Origin of the sequence: Pseudomonas sp. PAMC 26793 (assembly GCF_000313235.1) — a bacterium.
In the GTDB taxonomy this organism is placed as follows: domain Bacteria; phylum Pseudomonadota; class Gammaproteobacteria; order Pseudomonadales; family Pseudomonadaceae; genus Aquipseudomonas; species Aquipseudomonas yamanorum.
The window spans coordinates 33,313-53,055 of sequence record NZ_AMXG01000026.1 but is presented as its reverse complement, the minus strand read 5'-3'; the positions used below and the strand labels follow the sequence as shown (position 1 = coordinate 53,055).

General features: G+C 63.0%; 18 protein-coding genes and 1 pseudogene. 9 read left to right on the top strand and 10 right to left on the bottom strand.

Features of this window, described 5'->3' with window-relative positions; genetic code table 11:
* The first annotated feature begins 195 nt into the window (after window positions 1-195).
* Window positions 196-447, top strand: coding sequence for a type II toxin-antitoxin system HicA family toxin (locus tag D109_RS0110635; protein WP_017476870.1), 252 nt, complete (start codon window positions 196-198; stop codon window positions 445-447).
* Window positions 444-800, top strand: coding sequence for a type II toxin-antitoxin system HicB family antitoxin (locus D109_RS0110630; RefSeq protein WP_017476869.1), 357 nt, complete (start codon window positions 444-446; stop codon window positions 798-800). The genes D109_RS0110635 and D109_RS0110630 overlap by 4 nt, the downstream gene beginning before the upstream one ends.
* On the opposite strand, the gene D109_RS0110625 is transcribed toward D109_RS0110630, so the two are convergent.
* Complete coding sequence (locus D109_RS0110625) at window positions 801-1,973, bottom strand: MFS transporter (protein ID WP_017476868.1); 1,173 nt, start codon at window positions 1,971-1,973, stop codon at window positions 801-803.
* Between the two features lie 133 nt (window positions 1,974-2,106).
* Here D109_RS0110625 and D109_RS0110620 point away from each other — a divergent pair, with 133 nt between their 5' ends.
* Window positions 2,107-2,691, top strand: coding sequence for a TetR/AcrR family transcriptional regulator (locus D109_RS0110620; RefSeq protein WP_026077878.1), 585 nt, complete (start codon window positions 2,107-2,109; stop codon window positions 2,689-2,691).
* A 532-nt stretch (window positions 2,692-3,223) separates the two neighbouring features.
* Here the strand turns inward: D109_RS0110620 and D109_RS0110615 are convergent.
* From D109_RS0110615 to D109_RS0110600, 4 genes are all read right to left on the bottom strand, one after another.
* Window positions 3,224-4,735, bottom strand: a complete 1,512-nt coding sequence (locus D109_RS0110615; RefSeq protein WP_017476866.1) for an MDR family MFS transporter — start codon at window positions 4,733-4,735, stop codon at window positions 3,224-3,226.
* Complete coding sequence (locus tag D109_RS0110610) at window positions 4,725-5,855, bottom strand: HlyD family secretion protein (protein WP_017476865.1); 1,131 nt, start codon at window positions 5,853-5,855, stop codon at window positions 4,725-4,727. The genes D109_RS0110615 and D109_RS0110610 overlap by 11 nt, the downstream gene beginning before the upstream one ends.
* Window positions 5,852-7,300: an efflux transporter outer membrane subunit gene (locus D109_RS0110605; RefSeq protein WP_017476864.1), complete on the bottom strand. Its 1,449-nt coding sequence runs from the start codon at window positions 7,298-7,300 to the stop codon at window positions 5,852-5,854. The genes D109_RS0110610 and D109_RS0110605 overlap by 4 nt, the downstream gene beginning before the upstream one ends.
* A 114-nt stretch (window positions 7,301-7,414) precedes the next feature.
* On the bottom strand, window positions 7,415-8,158 hold the full coding sequence (locus D109_RS0110600; protein WP_017476863.1) for a helix-turn-helix domain-containing protein: 744 nt from the start codon (window positions 8,156-8,158) through the stop codon (window positions 7,415-7,417).
* Window positions 8,159-8,319: 161 nt separating this feature from the next.
* Here D109_RS0110600 and D109_RS0110595 point away from each other — a divergent pair, with 161 nt between their 5' ends.
* From D109_RS0110595 to D109_RS0110585, 4 genes and pseudogenes are all read left to right on the top strand, one after another.
* A complete protein-coding gene (locus tag D109_RS0110595) occupies window positions 8,320-9,120 on the top strand; it encodes an SDR family oxidoreductase (RefSeq protein WP_017476862.1) in 801 nt (266 codons plus the stop codon).
* Entirely contained in the window at window positions 9,113-10,939 is a 1,827-nt protein-coding gene (locus D109_RS0110590) for a glycoside hydrolase family 15 protein (protein ID WP_017476861.1), read from the top strand. Before D109_RS0110595 ends, D109_RS0110590 begins: the two co-directional genes overlap by 8 nt.
* Before the next feature lie 139 nt (window positions 10,940-11,078).
* Window positions 11,079-11,295: pseudogene (locus tag D109_RS1000000134895) on the top strand (hypothetical protein).
* Between the two features lie 254 nt (window positions 11,296-11,549).
* A complete protein-coding gene (locus D109_RS0110585) occupies window positions 11,550-12,458 on the top strand; it encodes an alpha/beta fold hydrolase (RefSeq protein WP_017476860.1) in 909 nt (302 codons plus the stop codon).
* Here the strand turns inward: D109_RS0110585 and D109_RS0110580 are convergent.
* The 3 genes from D109_RS0110580 to D109_RS0110570 form a co-directional block, all read right to left on the bottom strand.
* Window positions 12,436-14,631: an ATP-binding protein gene (locus D109_RS0110580; RefSeq protein ID WP_017476859.1), complete on the bottom strand. Its 2,196-nt coding sequence runs from the start codon at window positions 14,629-14,631 to the stop codon at window positions 12,436-12,438. The genes D109_RS0110585 and D109_RS0110580 overlap by 23 nt on opposite strands.
* Entirely contained in the window at window positions 14,628-15,215 is a 588-nt protein-coding gene (locus tag D109_RS0110575) for a biliverdin-producing heme oxygenase (protein WP_026077877.1), read from the bottom strand. The genes D109_RS0110580 and D109_RS0110575 overlap by 4 nt, the downstream gene beginning before the upstream one ends.
* A gap of 131 nt (window positions 15,216-15,346) precedes the next feature.
* Window positions 15,347-16,315 (bottom strand): GlxA family transcriptional regulator, encoded by a 969-nt coding sequence (locus tag D109_RS0110570; protein ID WP_017476857.1) that lies wholly within the window; start codon window positions 16,313-16,315, stop codon window positions 15,347-15,349.
* Between the two features lie 90 nt (window positions 16,316-16,405).
* On the opposite strand from D109_RS0110570, the gene inhA reads away from it, so the two are divergent.
* Complete coding sequence (gene inhA / locus D109_RS0110565; protein WP_017476856.1) at window positions 16,406-17,086, top strand: isonitrile hydratase; 681 nt, start codon at window positions 16,406-16,408, stop codon at window positions 17,084-17,086.
* On the opposite strand, the gene D109_RS0110560 is transcribed toward inhA, so the two are convergent.
* Both D109_RS0110560 and D109_RS0110555 read right to left on the bottom strand, forming a co-directional pair.
* Window positions 17,083-17,424 (bottom strand): antibiotic biosynthesis monooxygenase, encoded by a 342-nt coding sequence (locus D109_RS0110560; RefSeq protein WP_017476855.1) that lies wholly within the window; start codon window positions 17,422-17,424, stop codon window positions 17,083-17,085. The two genes, inhA and D109_RS0110560, sit on opposite strands and share 4 nt — an antisense overlap.
* 27 nt (window positions 17,425-17,451) lie before the next feature.
* Window positions 17,452-18,081 carry a LysE family translocator gene (locus D109_RS0110555; protein ID WP_017476854.1) on the bottom strand — a complete coding sequence of 210 codons (630 nt, stop codon included), beginning with the start codon at window positions 18,079-18,081 and terminating at the stop codon, window positions 17,452-17,454.
* A 94-nt stretch (window positions 18,082-18,175) separates the two neighbouring features.
* Here D109_RS0110555 and D109_RS0110550 point away from each other — a divergent pair, with 94 nt between their 5' ends.
* The gene (locus D109_RS0110550) at window positions 18,176-19,501 is read left to right on the top strand and encodes a PLP-dependent aminotransferase family protein (protein WP_017476853.1); all 1,326 of its coding nucleotides are present in this window, start codon (window positions 18,176-18,178) and stop codon (window positions 19,499-19,501) included.
* Window positions 19,502-19,743: the final 242 nt, after the last annotated feature.

Here is a 19,743-nt window from a genome sequence, read left to right as displayed (position 1 = left end):
GGCAATAGGCAGGAAGCACAAAGGCACGTCGTCCCTATAAAACGAATCTGGAGGGGAAAAATTAGCGGGGGATTTGGGGCGCAGGCAACGGTGTCATCAAGGGTTACATCAAACACCGAGCGGCTCGGCGAGGCTGTCCTATCATTGACTCAACCCATCAATTGCAACTACATTTAGTTACAGGCAAGGATCGCCGTGTCGAAAAATGAAAAGCTGCTGGCCAAACTGCTCAATGAACAATCGGCCTTTACCTGGCCCGAACGGGTAACGCTGCTGCGGCGACTGGGTTACACGCAAATCGAAGGGGCAGGTAGCCGGGTCAGGTTCGACATAGGCGACCCCAGTGCAATGATCACCCTGCACAAGCCTCACCCCGGCAACGAACTGAAACACTACATTCGGCGCCAAATCATCGAACAATTGAAATCAGGAGAACTGATTCAGTGAACAACCAGCTGAAACACAAAGGCTACATCGGCTCCATCGAAGCCAGCCTCGAAGACAACTGCCTGTTCGGAAAGCTGCTTTTCATCAAGGCACTGGTCAGCTACGAGGGCAAAACCGTCGCTGAACTGGACGCCGCCTTTTGCACCGCCGTGGACGACTACATCGAGACCTGCCAGGCCCTTGGGCAAACACCGGAAAAGCCCTGTAAGGGCTCGTTCAACGTCCGTGTCGGCCATGACCTCCATTTGGCCGCCGCCCTCGCGGCGACCCGGCAAAAAGTCACGTTGAACGATCTCACGCGGCAGGCGCTGAACGAATTCCTGCAACATCGTGGCGCACTGGTGACAGGGTAATCACCCCAACCGCCGATATCCCAACACCGCCGCCCCCAGCACCACCGCCCCCGCCGCCAGCGCCACCCAGAACCCGCTGGGGGCGCCGAAGTTGTCGATCATCCAGCCCGAGCTGGCGGCGCCAATGGCCACACCGATGCTCAGGCCGGTGATCAGCCAGGTCATGCCTTCAGTCAGGCGGCTCGGCGGGACGATTTGCTCCACCAACGCCATGGACACGATCAATGTCGGGGCGAAGAACAGCCCAGAGATGAAGATCGCCGCCGCCAACCCGGGAATGTTCGTCACCAGCAGCAACGGCAATGTGGTGATCGCCGTGGCCACGCCGCAGTACAGGAACTGGCGCGGCAAGGGCGCTTTCAACTTGAGTGCACCAAACGCCAGCCCGGCCAGGCACGAACCAATGGCGTACACCGACAGCACAATGCTCGCGGCGGCGGGCTGGCCTTGATGCTGGGCGAAGGCGACGCTGACCACATCCACCACCCCAACGATGACCCCCATGGCCATCAACAACACCATCAGGATCAACACCGAGGGCGAGGCGATCAGCCAACGCCCGTGTTCGGCGTGGTGTTCATGCACCGGTGGTTCGGTCTGGCGTTGCAACACAAAGGCGGTCACACCCACTGCCAAAAACAGCGCGGCAATCAACGGCCCGGCTTCGGGGAACAGCAGCACGCACAAGCCCACCGAGACCGGCGGGCCGATAATGAACACCACCTCGTCGAGCACCGACTCCAGGGCAAACGCGGTTTGCAGTTTGGGCTGGCCGCGATACAGCTCGGTCCAGCGCGCCCGCACCATGGCCGACATGTTGGGCATGCAACCGGCCAGGGCAGCGAAGATGAACAGCGTCCACGTCGGCGCCTGCAAGCGGGTGCAGAGCAACAGCAGCAACAGCGCGCCGCCGCCGATGGAAGCCGCCAACGGCAACACCCGGCCCTGGCCATAACGGTCCACCAATCGCGAGACCTGGGGCGCGCAAAACGCGGTGGCCAGGGCGAAGGTGGCGGTCACCGCCCCTGCCAATCCGTAACCGCCGTGCACTTGCGAGAGCATGGTGATCAAGCCGATCCCGGTCATGGAGATCGGCATGCGGGCGAGCATGCCCGCCAATACAAAAGCCCTGGAACCTGGCGCCTGGAACAGCTCGGCGTAGGGGTTTGCCATGTGTGTAACCTCTTCCTGAGCGCCCTGAAACTTGCTATTCGAGGTATTCGGGGCAAAATACATACGGTGCGTATGTGACAAATCATGCGTAACATACGCGCCGTATGTCAATCGCCTATTGTGAGCCTTACCCATGAGCCGAGCCCGTGCCGACATGATCGAAGACACCCGCGCCCGCCTGATCGCCAGCGCCCGCCACGCCTTCGCCACGCAAGGCTACGCCCAAACGTCGATGGATGATTTCACCGCCCGCGCCGGCCTGACCCGGGGAGCGTTGTACCATCATTTTGGCGACAAGAAGGGCTTGCTCGCGGCGGTGGTTGCGCAGCTGGACGGTGAAATGGACGCGAGCCTGCAGCGTATCTCGGAACAGGCCGATCACCCTTGGGAAGGGTTTTGCGAACGCTGCCGGGCCTATTTGCGCATGGCTCAGGATCCCGAGATCCAGCGCATCGTATTGCAAGATGCCCCGGCGGTGCTGGGCGCCACCGACCAGCAGCAATGCGTGGACTCGCTGCGCCAACTGCTCGATGACCTGATGCAAGCGGGCCTCATCGAGCATGCGGGCAGCCAGGCGTTGGCGAGGCTGATCAATGGCAGCCTGGTGAGCGCATCGCTGTGGATCGCCCAGGATGGAGACTCGGGCGAGCGACTGGAAGAGGCCTTGCAAGGGCTGGAGTTGTTGTTGCGCGGGTTAAAGCCCAATGCCGTTTGCTGAACGAGTGTGGTCGGGGTTTTCAGGATCAGATGGGGTACATATCCGTTATTCAGGTAACGGCCGCTTATGGTTTCGCTCTTACAGCGGGTCACTTTTGGCAAACGCCCGGAATGCCGGCCCAGCCAAAAGTAACCAAAAGGTCTTTGCCCCACCACTCGGTGCCTCGCCCAGGCTCGGCATGCCCGCACTCCGGCACGGCCATCGTGGTTCACGGGGCGCCTAGATCAAAATCAAAAGCAGATCAAAAGCACGCAGCCTCGCTGGCGCTCGACAGCTGCTACGGGTGGGGTGGCTCTGCTTTTCTGTGGGAGCTGGCTTGCCTGCGATGCAGACAACTCGGTACATCAGACACACCGAGGCGATGCCATCGCAGGCAAGCCAGCTCCCACATTGAACCATGCCCGCTTTTGATTTTGCTGTTGCTCTTCAACACTCAAGCCGGCCGGTAGTCCGCTGTGCTCTTGATCTGCTTTTGATCTTGATCTTGGGCGCCCCGTTATTGCGCTCACTTGAATCACCCACAGCACTGCCCCTAGATACGCCGCAACATCAACGCCGCCACCCCACACGCCGCCAACGCCACGCACGCCAGAAAGAACGCATCACTGTAAGCCATCAAAAACGCCTGATGACGAACACTCTGGTCCAGCAGGTTCAGCACCACCTGATGTTCCGGCAATTGATCCTGCAGCACTCCGCCACCGGGAAGCTGCTGTTGCAAGGCCGGGTCAAACAGCGTCACCGACTCGCCAATACGCGCCGAATGCACCCGCTCGCGCACCACCACCAATTGCGCCAGCAGCGCCGTGCCGACCGCGCCCCCCAGATTGCGCAACATCGAGAACACCGCCGACGCCGACCCCGCCTGCGCCTTGGCCAGGCCGTGCACCGCCAGCACCGACAACGCCACCATGATCAACGGCTGGCCCATGCCCCGCACCACGATCGACGGCACGATCACATTGCTGGCGCTGTCCGCCGACAGATGCGCGCCCATCCAGCAGCCCAAGGCCATGATCGCGAACCCCGAAGCCACCAGCATTTTTGCACTCACCCACTTCATCAACCGCGGCAGGAACGGCGCCATGATCAGTTGCACGAGCCCATACGCAATCAAGCTCACGCCAATTTCACTGGCGTTGTAGTGCTGCAATTGCGACAGGTAATTGGGCACCAGAAACACCAGTCCATAAGTGCTGGCGCCGAAGATAAACATCGCCACGCTGGCCACGCCAAAGTTGTAGTGCCCCAACAGCCGCAGGTTGATAAAGGCATGCTTGCCCCACAACTGACGGGCCACGAAACCGATCAACCCCACCACCGCCAACAGCGTCATCCACACGATAAAGGGCGAGCCGAACCAGTCCTTGCGCCCGCCCTCCTCCAGCACGATCTGCAACGCGCCCAGCCCCAACACCATGCAGCCGATGCCCAGCCAGTCGCCCTGGCGCAACAGGCCCAGCTTCATCGGCTGGCGGTCGATGGACCAGGCCACTGCCGCCAGCAACGCAATCCCCGGGAACAGTTGCAGGTAGAAGATCCAGCGCCAGGAATACGCGTCGGTCAACCAGCCGCCAATCGACGGCCCGGCCGCCTGGGCCACACTGTTGGCGAGGCTGAACAAGGCCATGCCCAGCGGGATCTTGCTGGCCGGCAGCTCGGTGATGATCAGCTGGAATGACAACGGAATCAGCACCGCCCCGGCCGCGCCCTGCACCACCCGGATCAGGATCATCACTTGCAGGTTGGGCGACAGCGAACACGCCACCGACGCCACCAGGAATATCCCCGAGCCCCACAACATCACCCGGCGCAGGGAAAACACCTGCACCAGCCACGCCGTGAGGGGAATCATGATGATTTCCGCCACCAGGTAGGCCGTGGAAATCCACGAGCCCTCCTCAAAGGTCGCGCCCAGTGCGCCTTCGATTTCCGGCAGCGCAGCGCTGGTGACGTGCACGTTCATCCCGGCCATGAAGCAGCCGAACAGCCCGCCGATCACCGCGACCCAGGCGCGAAACGGCACACGCCCTTCAGCCTCCATGGACAGGCTCCTGGCTCACGGCGGGACGGGTGTTGACCGTGGCGATCACCGACATGCCCGGCAGAACCCGCGACTCGCCGGGTTCCAGGCGGATCTTCACCGGGAACCGCTGGACGATCTTGGTGAAGTTGCCGGTGGCGTTGTCCGGTGGCAGCAAGGCGAACACGGCACCGGAGCCCGGGGCGATGCTTTCCACTTGGCCGTGCCAATGCGCACCGGCAAAACTGTCCACCGCGATCTCCACCGACTGCCCCGGCGCCATGCGCTGCAACTGGGTTTCCTTGTAGTTGGCAATCACATAGGCCTGTTCCACCGGCACCACCGCCAGCAGTGGCAGGCCAGGCACCACGTACTGCTGGCGACGGACCTTGCGCTGGCCCACCACGCCGTCGAAAGGCGCGCGAATCTCGGTGTCCTTCAACGCATTACCGGCCAGGGCGAGATTGGCCTGGGCCTCGCCGATGCGCGCCTGATGCTCGACAATTTGCGCCTGCGCCTGTTGCCGGCGCGCCTGCAACACCTGCAACTGCGCCTGCTGCCGCGCAACCTGGGCGCGGGCTTGTGCCAGGGCCGCCTGGGCCTTGGCCTGGCTGGCGCTGACAGTTTCCAGGTGCTGGGCGCTGGCCACCTGTTGTGCGACCAACTCACGATAACGCTGATAATCGAGTCCCGCGCGTCGGGCCTCGGCCTCACCACTGCTCAACGCCGCCTTTGCCTGGGCAATGCGTTGCTGCTGCTCACCCATTTGCGCATCGAGGGTTTGCAGCGAGGCCTGTTGCGCCGTCGCTGCCGCCTGTACTTGCTGCAACTGCGCCTGGGCGCTGTTCAGGCGCTCGGTGAAATCCCGGTCGTCGATACGTACCAGCACATCGCCGGCCTTGACCGGCTGGTTGTCTTCCACCAGCACCTGGGCCACATACCCGGCGATCCGTGGGCTGATGGCGACCCAATCAGCGCGTACATAGGCATCATCGGTTTCTTCCAGAAAACGCCCCCACTGCCACCAATACCCGGCAAAGGCTGCCAGCCCCAGCAACGTAGCGAGAGAAGCCGTGGTCACCAGGGCGCGACGATGGCGTTGCATAACGGTCAGGCGAATGGGTTCAACAGCCTGGTTCATGGTGTGGCTCCATTGACAGCGACAGATAAGGGGTCGGTTTGATCGTCACGCTGCCAGCCGCCACCGAGGGCCTGGAACAGGTCGATCTGGCGATTGATCAGGCGCAGGTCGGACTCGGCCACGCGGGCCTCAAGGCCCACCAGGCTGCGCTCGCTGTCCAGCAGTTGCAGGGCGTCCAGCGCGCCGGCGTGGTAGCCACGGGAGGCCAGGTCGAAGGCGCGGCGGTTGTTGTCCAGCGCGGCGGCCAGGGCTTGGCGACGCTGCTGTTCGCCCTGGTACAAGGCCATGGCCTGCTCGACCTGCTTCAACGCGTTGAGCACCGTGCCGTCAAACTGCGCCAGGGCCTGGCGTGCTTCGGCCTGGCTCTGCTTGACCCGCGCCTGGGCGATCTGCCGGTTGGGAAAGCGCCAGGACACCAGCGGCCCGACGGAATACACCGTCGCGTAGTTGTCCCCGAGTTTGCCCAGGCTGCTGGCGGATGAACCGAGCATCGCGCCGAAGGTAATCCTCGGGTAAAGCTCGGCCCGGGACAGGCCCACCGTCGAGGTGGCGGAGTGCAGTTGCCCCTCGGCACGGCGGATATCCGGCCGCCGCTGCACCAGCGCCCACCCCTCGCCCACCGGCAACGGCGCCTGCAACTGCGGGCTCTGGGCGCAGCTGCGTGGGGCAGCCTGCTCCGGCGGCAACCCGCTGAGCACCGCCAACTCATACAACGCACTGCTGCGCCGGGCCTTGAACATCGGCAACGGTGCACGGGTTTCTTCCAGCAGGCCTTGCAAGCGAGTCAGGTCCAGGTCCGTCGCCGCGCCGGCCTTTTGCAGTTTTTGCGTGACCGCGACGCTCTGCTCCAGCAACTGCACCGAATGGGCCTGCACCTGCTCCTGCAATCCATAAACACAGGCCTGGGCATACGCGCGGGCCGTCTGCGCGGCCACTGTCACCCGTAACTCGTCTTCCAGCGCCCGCGCCACCTGGGCATCCGCCCGTGCGGCGGCAATGCGATAACGCACCTCGCCCCACAAGTCGAGGGTGTAGCTCAGGGAAAACTCAGGCGTGTGGCTCCATTCGGCACCGGCATGACGGTGGGTCGCCTGGGCCAGGGTCTGGTCATCCCGGCTGCGACCGTAGGCCAGGCCGTAGTCCAGAGAGGTGGACGGCAGGCGCTCGCCGTCCACCTGCTCCAGCCGCGCCAGCAACGCGTCGACGTGGGCGGCAGCGGCTTCAAGGTCTTTGTTCTGGCGCAGGGCCCGCGCCACCAGGGCGTCCAGTTGCGGGTCGCGGTACAGCTGCCACCAACGGGCGGGCAACGCCTCGGCCGACTCGACGGAAAGCTGCGGCGCGGGCTGCGCCGTGACGGTCGACGGCTGGCCGGACACGCCACTGCACCCGGCCAGCACACTCAACAGGGCGATGGGTATCCATGGATGAAAGGAAGGGCTGTGCATCACAAGGCTCGCTCAAGAGAGAGCCTTGCAGATTAGGCAGATGGCCTGTCCGATTCGCCCGCGTCAGGGCCATGTATCGTCGCTAACCGGACAATAGCGTTACTCGACGCAACACTAAGCCCCCGGCCGAAAATGACTCGGCGGATACCCCAACGACTTGCGAAACATCGCACTGAACGCACTCGGGCTCTGGTACCCGTGCTCCAGCGCCACCTCCAGAATTGATACACCCTGGGCCAGCAACTTCAAGCTCAAGGCCAACCGCGCGCGCTTGCGCCATTCGCCGAAACTCATGCCCAACTCACGCTGGAACACCCGGCTCAAGGTGCGGGCGCTCATGTTCAGGCTGTCGGCCCACGACTCCAGGCTGCTGTCGTCGGACGGGTTACGGATGAAATGCGTGCACAACCTGGCTAGACGAGCCTCGCCAGGCACCGGCACGTGCATCGCCACCACCGGCGCGGCGAGCAGCTCCATGCGGATCAATTCGATCATGGCCTGCAGGCGCGGGCTGTGGTGCCCGGCAATCTGTGTAGCAGCAACGATCAGTTCCCGCAGCAGCGCCGACACTTCGATCACCTGGCAGGTACGCCCAAGCCCCGGCTCGGCGTCGGGCATCAGGAACAGCGTGCGCATGTGCACATCGCCGGCCATGCGGATTTCGTGCGGGGTGCCGGCCGGCACCCACAGCGCATGCCCGGACGGCACCAGCCAACTGCCCTGAGCAGTGCTGACCACCATCACCCCGGACACACCATGGATCAGTTGCGCCTGGGCGTGGCAATGGGGGTGCACCACGTCATCATTGCGGTAGTTGTCGGCGTAGGCTTCAAGCCATGGGCGGGGTTGGCGGGTCATTGGCTCAGGTCTCGCGTCGTTCAGGCCTTGATTCTAGCGAAAAGCCCTGTGGCGAAAACGATAGATATAGACAGCCATCGTCGCATTCCAGACAGTCGGTGAACTTGTGGCCCACGCCATCAGTCAGCTAAGTGGGCACTCTGGAAAAAGGTTGGTGGGCAATGCGCATTTCATTGGAGCAACAAGTGGCGCTGGTTACCGGCGCCAGTTCCGGGATCGGCGCGGGGGCCGCCAAGGCCCTGGCGGAGGCCGGAGCCGCCGTGGTGCTGAACTACAACGCCCAGGCGGCGCCGGCTGAAGCACTGGCGGCACAGATCAATGCCAACGGCGGGCGGGCTATTGCAATTGGCGCCGATGTGTCGAAAGAAGCGGATGTCGAGCGGCTGTTTGCACAAACTCTCGATGCCTTTGGCCACCTGGACATTCTGGTGGCCAACTCGGGCATGCAAAAAGACGCAGCGGCCGTCGACATGACGCTAGACGACTGGAACGCGGTGATCGGCGTCAACCTCACCGGCCAGTTCCTCTGCGCCCGCGCCGCCTTGCGCATCTTCAATCGCCAGGGCATCCGCGAAGGGGTGTCCCGGGCCGCCGGGAAGATTATTCACATGAGTTCGGTCCATCAGGTAATCCCCTGGGCCGGGCACGTGAACTACGCCGCCTCCAAGGGCGGCGTGGAAATGCTGATGCGCACCCTGGCCCAGGAAGTCAGCCAGCAGCGCATCCGCATCAACGGCGTTGCGCCGGGGGCGATCCGCACGGCTATCAACCGCGCCGCCACCGAAGGCGCGGCCGAGGTGGAGCTACTCAAATTGATTCCCTATGGCCGCGTGGGTGACGTCGAGGACGTGGCCAATGCGGTGGTGTGGCTGGCCAGTGATGCCTCCGACTACGTGGTGGGCAGCACCTTGTTTATTGACGGCGGCATGAGCCTTTATCCGGAGTTTCGTGGCAATGGTTGATCTGAAAAACGAACCACAAAGTGCCATTGATGCCCACGGCATCATCGGCGACATGCGCAGTGCGGCGCTGGTGAACGACAAGGGCAGCATCGATTTCTTCTGCTGGCCGGAGTTCGACAGCCCCTCGATCTTTTGCTCGTTACTCGACTCCCCCGCCGCCGGCATCTTCCAGCTCACCCCGGACCTGCCCGACGCTCGCCGCGAGCAGATCTACCTGCCGGACACCAACGTGCTGCAAACCCGCTGGTTGAGCGATGAGGCGGTGGTGGAAATCACCGACTTCCTGACCATCAGTGAAGAAGTCGACGACCTGCCCATCCTGATTCGTCGGGTGCGGGTGGTCAGCGGCAAGGCGCGCATTCATATGCGTTGCGCGGTACGCCATGACTACGCCCGCGCCCAGACCCGGGCCACTGAAGCTGACGGCGACGTGTTGTTCGAGGCCGCAGACCAACCCGGCCTGCGCCTGGCTGGCAGCCACGCCATGCAGCTGGAAGGTGATGCCGCCGTGGCGAGCTTTGACCTGGGCCAGGAAGAAGGCGCCGAATTTGTCCTCGGCAGCCTCGACGATGTAAGGGTCAAGAACGACTGCACCGACCTGTGCCTGGAGCGCACCCTGAAATTCTGGCGCGGCTGGATCGCCCAGTCCAACTACCGTGGGCGCTGGCGCGAGATGGTCAATCGTTCAGCCCTGGCCTTGAAGCTTTTGACCTCTCGCAAACACGGCGCCATCCTCGCCGCCGCCACCTTCGGTTTGCCGGAAACACCTGGCGGCGAGCGCAACTGGGACTACCGCTACACCTGGATCCGCGACGCCTCGTTCACCGTCTACGCCTTTATGCGCCTGGGGTTTATCGAAGAAGCCAACGGCTACATGCGCTGGCTGAAAGGCCGGGTGGGTGACTGCTGCGATCAGCCGATGAAAATCAACATCCTGTACGGCATCGATGGCCGCCAGGAGCTGCCGGAAACCGAGCTGAGCCACCTCAGCGGCCACGGCGGCGCGCAACCGGTGCGCATCGGCAACGAAGCCTACGACCAGGTGCAACTGGACATCTACGGCGAGCTGATGGATGCCGTATACCTGGTCAACAAATACGGTGAAGCCATCTCCCACGAGGGCTGGAAGCACACCGTGGAAGTGGCTGATCAGGTCTGCGAAACCTGGAACCACAAAGACGTCGGCATCTGGGAAATGCGCGGTGAGCAGCATCACTTCCTGCACTCAAGGTTGATGTGCTGGGTGGCCCTGGACCGGGCGATTCGCCTGGCATCCAAGCGCTCGCTGCCGGCACCGTTTGCCCGCTGGGACCAGACCCGCCAGGCGATTTACGCGGATATCTGGAGCAACTTCTGGAACGAAGAACGCGGCCACTTTGTGCAGCATATCGGCAGCACGGCACTGGACGGCTCGATGCTGTTGATGCCGCTGGTACGCTTCGTCGCGGCGACGGACCCACGTTGGTTGTCGACGCTGGAAGCGATCCAGAAAAGCCTGGTGCGTGACGGCATGGTGTACCGCTACCGCAACGACGACAGCCAGATTGACGGCTTGCAAGGCACCGAAGGCGCGTTCGCGGCGTGCTCGTTCTGGTACGTGGAATGCCTGGCCCGGGCCGGGCAAGTGGAGAAGGCGCATCTGGAGTTTGAACAGTTGCTGCGCTATGCCAACCCGCTGGGGTTGTATGCCGAAGAGTTCGATAACCAGGCACGGCATTTGGGCAATACGCCACAGGCGTTGAGCCATTTGGCATTGATCAGCGCAGCGACGTTTCTGGACCGGAAGTTGAGTGGGGTGAAGACGGTTTGGCAGCCTTGAGGCTGAGCACAATCTGAAGGCACAGGAGTAACCCTGTGGGAGCTGGCTTGCCTGCGAAAGCGGTGTTTCAGTCATTGATGTATGAGCTGATCCACCGCCATCGCAGGCAAGCCAGCTCCCACATAGACCGCGCCAGGTTCTGCTGATCATCGACGTAAAACCCGCCTTCACCCCGCCCGACTGGCGGGTGAACGCCCCGACGCCCGAGACCATCAGCCACCTCAAAAGCCTCGCGCCGGACCGGGTGCTGGTGTGTGGCATCCAAACTGACACCTGTGTGCTCGCCGCTGGATCGCTCGGGAAAACTGGGCGCGGATTTGTGGCGGCATCACTTCATCAGCCACCCAGAGATTTAAGTCAGCCCCTCACTGTGGCGAGGGAGCTTGCTCCCGCTGGGGCGCGAAGCGGCCCCAAAAAGCTCATCGCCCTCTAATTTAAAGAACACCGTCAACAAAACCTGGGGCTGCTGCGCAGCCCAACGGGAGCAAGCTCCCTCGCCACAGGTTATTTGGCAAACATCACAAGTAAAGCAATTGTCGTCATTCCCACGACGTTCAGTAATCCGCTTGGTCTACAGTTCCAACACGTTCCCTCCACCCTTGGAGCCTCCATGCCCACCCTCCAAATCCGCACGCCCATGCTCGATCTCGCCTACGAAGCCCATGGCCCGGAAGGCGGCGAGGTGGTGATCCTGCTGCACGGTTTTCCCTATGATCCTCGCGGCTACGACGAGATCGCCCCGGTGGTCGCCGCACGTGGCTACCGGGTGCTGGTGCCGTACCTGCGGGGTTATGGACCCACGCGTTTTATCAACGATCAGGTGATGCGCTCCGGCCAACAAGCGGCGCTGGCCAAGGATTTGCTGGATTTCATGGATGCCCTGTCCATCGAAAAAGCCACGCTGGTGGGCTATGACTGGGGCGGACGCGCGGCGTGTATTGTGGCGGCGCTATGGCCTGAACGGGTGCGGGGGCTGGTGACGGGCGATGGCTACAACATTCAGGATATCGCTGCGTCGATCAAGCCTCGGGCGCCGGAAACAGAGCATCGGCTGTGGTATCAGTTTTACCTTCATACCCAACGGGGTGTCGACGGACTGACCGCCAACCGGCGTGAGTTCTGCCAGTTGCTGTGGGCGCTCTGGTCACCGTCTTGGGCTGAGGGGCCAAGCCTGTATGACAAGACCGCACCCTCGTTTGATAACCCGGATTTTGTCGAGGTGGTGGTCCACTCTTACCGTCACCGCTTCATGTACGCGCTGGGTGATCCGGCCCTGGAAAGCATCGAGCAGGCGCTGGTGCAGCCACCACCGATTTCGGTGCCGAGCATCTCGTTGTGCGGCGCTGATGACGGCGTAGGTCCGGCCCCGGTTGAAGATGACGACCTGGAAAATTTCAGCGGGTTTTATCGACGCGAAGTGCTGGCCGGTGTGGGCCACAATATTCCCCAGGAAGCGCCCCAAGCGACCCTTGAGGCGATATTCGAGCTGCTGAGCCTCAGCCCCCCGCCGAGATCCTGAAGCTGAACACGCTGCCCTGCCCCAGCACGCTTTCAGCCCACAGGGTGCCGCCGTGGGCCTCGATGATGCCGTGGGAAATGTACAACCCCAGCCCGCTGCCGGTGGGGTTGCCCACGCGGGAGGTCCAGTAGCGGTCGAAGATATACGGCAGCTGCGCAGGGTCGATGCCGACGCCGTTGTCGCACACCCGAAACAGCACCTCGTCCCCCGTGGCCTCGGCAATCACCTCGATCACACCGCCCACCGGGGTGAATTTCAGGGCGTTGCCCAGCAGATTGGAAAACACCTGGAACAGCCGCTCCGGATCGGCCTGCACACACAGCCCGGGCACGGAGCGCCAAGCCAGGTCCACCCCTTTGGCGGCCGCCAGCGGCTGCCACATCGAGCAGATCTGCTCCTGAGTCGCGGCCACATCGAGTGGTTGCAGTGACACGCTGTAGCGCCCGGCCTCGATGCGCGAGATATCGATCAAGTCTTCCAGCAGCGTGTTCATGCGGGACGTGGCGTTTTGCATGGTTTCAATCGCACTGGACAGGCGTCGGCCAGCCTTGCTGTCCTCGGCGGGCACCAGGCTGCGCATCATGCCGCATTGCATCAGCAGGATCGTCAGTGGGCTGCGCAGGTCATGGGAGACCACCGCCACCAGTTCATCGCGCGCCCGTACGGCTTCATCCTGGCGCTGGACCTGGCGGGCGAGGTCATGCTCCAGGGCATTGCGCCGCAGGCTCTCCACCGCCAGCAACTCCGAGAGTGACCAGAACAGGGCCTTGCCGTCGGCCTGCTGCTTCCACAGCTCAAACGACAGGCGCGGGCTCAAGGTCGTGCTGCCCGGCCCCTGATGTTTGACCGGCTGGCCGCTCCATTCCACCGTGGACTTGACCTCCGGGCGAAACCACATCACCGCGTTGTCCACCGGCTTGGGCAGGCAGAACGCCAACAGGCCGCTGGCGTGGGCCTGATAGGCCGCCGCCGGGGGGAAATCCACAGACAGTTGATGGCTGTGCACCACGCCTTTGCCCTGCCCGCGCACCCATTGGTACAAGGCGTGGATTTCAGCACGTTTGGGGCAAACGCCGAACACATGCAGACGCTCTTCCACCAATATCGCCAGGCCACCGGCGGCCGCCAGGTTCAGCAACGTTTGCGCGTACGGCAGCAGGCTTTCCATTACATCGCACTGAACGGCCGACATGGCCGCGACCATCTCTTCGACCATGGCGGCCTTGTCGCGTTGTTGGCGGCGCTCCTGCTGCTCCTGGAGCAACGTGATCTGCATCGACAACAACTGGCCGATGCTGGTGCAGGCGGTGCGCAGTTCATGGGGCACACGCAACGGCTCACGGTGACCACAAGTGATCAGGCCCCAGAGCTGGTCGTCCTTGAGCAGCGAAATGCTCATGGAGGAACGCACGCCCATGTTCTTCAAATAATGGCAGTGCACCGGCGACACGCTGCGCAAAACGGCGAAGCTGAGGTCCAGGGGCTGGCCGTTGTCGGGGCGCAAGGCCGGCAGGATCGGCACCGGCTGGTACTCGGCGTCGGGAATCACGCGGATCCAGTTCAGCCGGTACAACTCACGAGCCTGGGGCGGGATGTCCGAAGCAGGGAAACATAATCCCAGGTACGGCTGCATGCCCTCGCTGAGGGCCTCACCGATGACCTTGCCATGGCCTTCCTGCTCGAAGCGGTACAAGGTGACCCGGTCATACCCGGTGAGGCTGCGAATCTCGGTGACGCAGGTCTGGTACAAACTTTCCAGCGTCTTGGCTGACTGCAAGCGGCGCAGCGTGCGGGCGAGTTGCCCCACGGCGCGGTGCTCAAGGGTCATGGCCCGCTCCAGCTCGAGGAACAGCAGGCCCTGATGACGATGCAGAAGGATGTCGTAGGCGTAGCCATCCAGCGTCAGTTGATGCACCTCATCTTCGTCAGCGTCCAGGTCCGCCAGGGCACGGCTCACCTGCGCTGCGGCCTTGCTACCCAGCACACTGGCCAGCGCCTGGCCCGACGCACTTTCCGCGCCCAGGCCCAGGGCGACGGTCAAGTTGCTGCTGGCTTGCAGTACCTCAAGCGCCGGTTCGCTCAGCGTCAACAACAAGCCGTGGGGCTGGATCGATCCGGGAATGTGGATGGGCTCGTTGGCGCAGTCGTCTATCAGCGTATCGACCGTGGTCATCGCAGCACTCCGCAATGGTCCAGCCACTGCTCGAAACAGGTAAAAGTCGACTCGGCGACGCTCACCGCCTCCAGGCGTTCGGTCGGAATTTGCAGGGGATAAAGGCACTCGAGGAAGCGCTGCCATAGGGCGCTGGTTTGCGCGCCGTACACATTCATGAATGCGCCGCCATTGGTGGAACCCACGCCAATCTTGATCTCGATCAGGTCACGCAACACCTGGCCGCCGAGGGTTGCGCCTTCCAGCACGTAGAGGGCGCCCAAGGCCTGGGCTACGTTGGTGATGGCGGGCAGTTCGGAGCACAACGGCAAGGCGTCGATTTGAGGGTTCTCCAGCCCAAGCGCCCGCAAATCCGCCTGCAGGTAGGGGGTTTTGCTGCGCCGTCCCCATTCCAGGTCAGGGATGATTTCACCCCACGGGGCCAGAGCCCGCTCCAGCGGTTGATAGAAGCCGTAGTAGGCGCTCATCAGCTCGCGGTACAGCGCCAGGTCCATGCGGGGAAACGGCAGACGGGTATCGAGGCGTCGGTGCAGCGCAGCGGTCGCCGCGCGTAGTTCGACAAGGACAGGAGGTAGTGAATTCATGAGCTGTGCGCACGCCGGGAAGTTTCAAAACCGCGACGTAGAGGCCTGGGATCAAGACACTGCGCAATGGACTGTTGGTAACATAGCACCTTGATACAAAAACGTACCTATTCGTTCAAGCAGGCCCTGCTTCAACCGGGGGCGCAAAACCGTTCGCGGTAGGCCTGGGGCGTGATCGACACCGCCCGCAGGAAGCTGCGGCGCATGGTTTCTTCGCAGCCAAAGCCGCAGTGCAGCGCAATGCGTTTGATCGACGCGCTGCTGTCAGCCAGTTGCCGGCGGGCGGTTTCCACGCGGATCAGCTCGACGGCCCGCGCAGGCGTCTGGCCGGTTTCGGCGCGGTAGTGGCGCACGAAACTGCGCTCGCTCATGCCCGCCTGGGCGGCCAGTGTGGCAACGTTCAAATCGAGGGTCAGGTGTTCGGCGATCCAGGCGTGCAACTCCGCAAAACGGCTGCCGCCCTTTTGCAGGGACAGCGTCACGCTGAACTGCGATTGCCCACCGGGGCGCTTGAGAAACACCACCAGGTGCCGCGCCACTTCCAGGGCCACGGCGCGGCCCAGGTCCTCCTCCACCAGCGCCAGGCACAGGTCGATGCCGGCGGTCACGCCAGCGGAGGTCCAGAGGTTGCCCTGCTGGATGAAAATCGGATTGGCTTCCACCGTCAGCTGTGGGTATTTGCGCGCGAGTTCTTCGCAGCGGGTCCAGTGGGTCGCCACGCGGCAGCCATCGAGCAAACCACTGGCGGCCAGCAGAAAGGCGCCGGTGCACACCGAGGTGATGCGTCTGGCTTGGGTGGCTTTTTGCCGAACCCAGTCCACCAGCGCCGGATCTTCGGCGGCCCCGTACACGCCCCAACCGCCTGCGATCACCAACGTGTCGCACGGCGCATCGGCGGCCGGCAACGGCTCGGCCACCAGCGCCAGGCCCGCCGAGGTCATCACCGGCTCGGCCTGGGCGGCAATCACACTGACCGCATAGGGCAATGGCAAACCCTGCTGGCGCGCCAGGTCGTTGGCCGAGGCAAACACTTGCAAGGGCCCGGTGACGTCGAGGACCTGCACATTGGGAAAAGCGAGCACGTTGATGATTCTGGGCATGTTGGCGTAATTCGTGGGCTCAATGGCGTATGCGCCAAAGCCTAGGTGACTAGAGTGAAGCCGTCCATCCCTTTATCCGGAGCATTCCCCATGACCTTGCAGATCGGCTTTTTGTTGTTCCCTGGCATCCAGCAACTGGACCTCACCGGGCCCTACGACGTGTTGGGATCGCTGCCGGATGTGAAACTGCACCTGGTGTGGAAGGACCTCGCGCCGGTCACCTCCAGCACCGGCTTGGTGTTTACCCCCAGCACCACTTATGACGAGTGCCCGATGCTGGATGTGATTTTCGTGCCCGGCGGTTCTGGCGTCGGGGCATTGATGGAGGATGAGCAGACCCTGGCGTTTCTCAAGGCACAGGCCCAGACCGCGCGCTATGTGACATCGGTGTGCACCGGCTCCCTGGTGCTGGGTGCGGCGGGCTTGCTGCGCGGGCGTCGTGCGACCACCCACTGGGCCTACCACGACCTGCTCGCCCCGCTCGGCGCGATCCCGGTGCAGGAGCGCGTAGTGCGTGACGGCAACCTGTTGACCGGGGGCGGGATCACCGCCGGGATCGACTTTGCCCTTACCCTGGCGGCCGAGCTGTACAGCGAGGCGGCAGCGCAACTGGTGCAGTTGCAGATTGAATACGCCCCGGCGCCGCCGTTCAATGCAGGCCGGCCGGAAACCGCGCCGCCGCATGTGCTGGAGGAAGCCCGCAAGCGCACCGCCGAGTCGCGCAAGACCCGGGGTGAAATCGTGGCACGGGCGGCGGCACGGTTGGGTTAAGCATTCGCATGCCCGTGGCGGTCGGCGGGCACCAGATGCCCGATCGTTCCATCCCCATAGGCCCGCTCCACTCTGGAAATCACCACGTGATAGCCGCCGTACCACCGGCGGTACAGACGCTTGGCTTCCAGGTGGGTCGGGTGGCTGGCAAAGGCGCGGATTGACGCTTCATCACGCCAGTAATAACTGGCGTTGATCAAACGCCCATCCGCCGAGCGCCACGACTCGGCCCCCACGTATCCCGGCAGCCTTGCCGCCAGTGCGTCGATCAAATCCGTGAGGCGCTGGAACTCGTCATCCCGTTCACCAGGCTTGTAGATAAAGGCTGCGATGTACATGGGTAACGTCCTTTTATAAGTGGGATTTCACGTCGGGCGAGACATCAATGCCAACCGTACGGCCAGCACCATCAGCACGGTCGCCAGGCCCCATTTCTGTAAGCCTGCGCTGCCCGACTTGCCGACAAAAAACCGGCTGAGCGCCCCGCCGAAGATCCCCAGCACGGCATGAAATACACCGCTGATCAATGTCAGGATGATCCCCAGCACCACCAGTTGCAGCACAATGGGCCCCGCCTTGGGGCTGACGAACTGCGGCAGGAACACCATGAAAAACAGCAACGCCTTGGGGTTGAGCAAACTGTTGAGCATCGCCCGCAAAAACACGCGGCCCAGCGGCACGCGGGTGACGTGGGACGTGTCCAGGGCGGGCTTTTTTTGCAGGGTCTTGAACACCAGCCACAGCAGGTACAACACCCCGGCGTAGCGAATCAGGTCGAAGGCCGGCGGCCAACTGGCGACCAGTGCAGTCACGCCGGTCGCGGTCAGCGCCGTGAGCAGCAGGTCCGCCACGCTGATGCCCAACCCCGACGCCACCCCGCCACGCCAGCCATAGGTCACGCCGTGGCTGATGACGAAAGCCATGTTCGGCCCCGGGGATAACAACAGCAGCAGGACTGCGCCAGAGAAAACAGCCAGGGTTGCGAGGTCGATCATGCTCAAGCCATCCACCGGGAAAGCCTGTAGATTAATCAGCTCACCTGATACAAACAAAAAATTGATCTAGATACGCTTTACACGGGAACGCACCATGGCTCAGGTCCGCTACAAACTGATTGTCGATGAACTGGCCACACGGATTCGCGCCGGAAAATTGCCGCCGGGCACCCAGTTGCCGACCGTGCGCAGCCTGATGAACAGCCATCGCATTGCTCTGGCGACGGCGTTGCGGGTGTACAGCGAGCTGGAGGCCAGTGGTCTGGTAGTGGGCGAGCCAGGGCGCGGCACGTTTGTGCGCGATACCACCCTGCTGCGAGGCATGGGCCTGGTTCAACAACCGCTGCAACCGGGCACCGTGGACCTGAGCCTGAACTACCCTTCGCTGCCCGGCCAGGCCGAAATGCTGCGAGACGGTTTGCGCGCCATCGCCGCCTCGGGCGACCTCGATGCCCTGCTGCATTCGGCCCCTCAGGGTGGCCGCGCCCATGAGCGGCAGACGGCGGCGCGGCACCTGCGTAATCGGCAGATTCGCGTGGGTGGCGAGCAGGTGCTGATCGTCAACGGGGCGCAGCAAGGTCTCTCTGTCAGCCTGATGGCGTTGCTGCAACCGGGGGATGTGCTGGCGGTTGATGCACTGACGTATCCCGGGTTGAAAACCCTGGCCCAGTCCCAGCGCATAGACCTGGAGCCTCTGCCGCAACCGGCTGGCCATACTGATCTGGATGCACTGGAGGCCTTGTGCAAACGGCGCCCGGTACGGGCGTTTTACTGCATGCCCACCCTGCACAATCCGCTGGGCACGGTGATGAGCGAAACCGACCGCCAACGCCTTGCAGTGTTGGCTGAGCGCTACGATTTTCTACTGATCGAAGACGGCGCCTACGCCTTTCTCGCCGAGCCCGCCCCCAAGCCGTTGTTCACCTATGCGCCGTTGCGCACGGTATACGTGTCCGGCCTGTCGAAGAGCGTAGCGTCGGGGTTGCGGGTAGGGTTTATCGTGGCGCCCCAAGCGTGGGTACCGGCGCTGGAGCAAGCGATTCGCGTCTCGACCTGGAGCACACCGACGCTCACGGTGAACCTGGCCTGCCGTTGGATCGAGTCCGGCGCGGTGGATACGCTGGAGGAACAGAAGCGTCAGGATGCGCGCCAACGCCAGGCGCTGGCCCGGGAGGTATTGCGAGGGTGTGAGGTGATTGCGCATCCGGCGTCGTATTACCTGTGGCTGGTGTTGCCCGAAGGTCTGCGGGCGGATGCCGTGGTGGCCGCGCTGGAGGGCCTGGGTGTACGCGTCACCAGTGCAGAGCCGTTCGCCTGTACGGCCCATGTGCCGCATGCGTTGCGGGTGGCGTTGGGGTCGATTGATTTGGCGACGTTGAGATTAGCCTTGGGGAAAATTCGCGAGGCCATTCGGATATGAATAAAGGGCCAGCAGGCTAAATCCCTTTGATTTGCGGGACGTTTCCGAGACAATCTTTCGGCCTTGTGCCTGTCGGAACCGGTGGCTAGTCTTCGCCCCTTCACTGCTCATCAGTGAACGGGTTTAGTCGCCCGAACCTTCACAAGGCGCATGGTTTCATCATGAGGTTTTATGGTGGCTGTGCGCAGGGCACCTTCGGGTGCGCCGGATTTTCCTTGTGGCCGGTCGACTAACCTGCGTAC

Excerpts from the sequence above, each read along its gene's own strand:
- D109_RS0110615 (WP_017476866.1), bottom strand. The coding sequence starts at position 4,735 with ATGGAGGCTGAAGGGCGTGTGCCGTTTCGCGCCTGGGTCGCGGTGATC.
- D109_RS0110575 (WP_026077877.1), bottom strand. The coding sequence starts at position 15,215 with ATGAATTCACTACCTCCTGTCCTTGTCGAACTACGCGCGGCGACCGCT.
- D109_RS0110585 (WP_017476860.1), top strand. The coding sequence starts at position 11,550 with ATGCCCACCCTCCAAATCCGCACGCCCATGCTCGATCTCGCCTACGAA.
- D109_RS0110580 (WP_017476859.1), bottom strand. The coding sequence starts at position 14,631 with ATGACCACGGTCGATACGCTGATAGACGACTGCGCCAACGAGCCCATC.
- D109_RS0110605 (WP_017476864.1), bottom strand. The coding sequence starts at position 7,300 with ATGCACAGCCCTTCCTTTCATCCATGGATACCCATCGCCCTGTTGAGT.
- D109_RS0110555 (WP_017476854.1), bottom strand. The coding sequence starts at position 18,081 with ATGATCGACCTCGCAACCCTGGCTGTTTTCTCTGGCGCAGTCCTGCTG.
- D109_RS0110550 (WP_017476853.1), top strand. The coding sequence starts at position 18,176 with ATGGCTCAGGTCCGCTACAAACTGATTGTCGATGAACTGGCCACACGG.
- D109_RS0110570 (WP_017476857.1), bottom strand. The coding sequence starts at position 16,315 with ATGCCCAGAATCATCAACGTGCTCGCTTTTCCCAATGTGCAGGTCCTC.
- D109_RS0110600 (WP_017476863.1), bottom strand. The coding sequence starts at position 8,158 with ATGACCCGCCAACCCCGCCCATGGCTTGAAGCCTACGCCGACAACTAC.
- D109_RS0110610 (WP_017476865.1), bottom strand. The coding sequence starts at position 5,855 with ATGAACCAGGCTGTTGAACCCATTCGCCTGACCGTTATGCAACGCCAT.
- inhA (WP_017476856.1), top strand. The coding sequence starts at position 16,406 with ATGACCTTGCAGATCGGCTTTTTGTTGTTCCCTGGCATCCAGCAACTG.
- D109_RS0110590 (WP_017476861.1), top strand. The coding sequence starts at position 9,113 with ATGGTTGATCTGAAAAACGAACCACAAAGTGCCATTGATGCCCACGGC.
- D109_RS0110625 (WP_017476868.1), bottom strand. The coding sequence starts at position 1,973 with ATGGCAAACCCCTACGCCGAGCTGTTCCAGGCGCCAGGTTCCAGGGCT.
- D109_RS0110560 (WP_017476855.1), bottom strand. The coding sequence starts at position 17,424 with ATGTACATCGCAGCCTTTATCTACAAGCCTGGTGAACGGGATGACGAG.
- D109_RS0110595 (WP_017476862.1), top strand. The coding sequence starts at position 8,320 with ATGCGCATTTCATTGGAGCAACAAGTGGCGCTGGTTACCGGCGCCAGT.
- D109_RS0110620 (WP_026077878.1), top strand. The coding sequence starts at position 2,107 with ATGAGCCGAGCCCGTGCCGACATGATCGAAGACACCCGCGCCCGCCTG.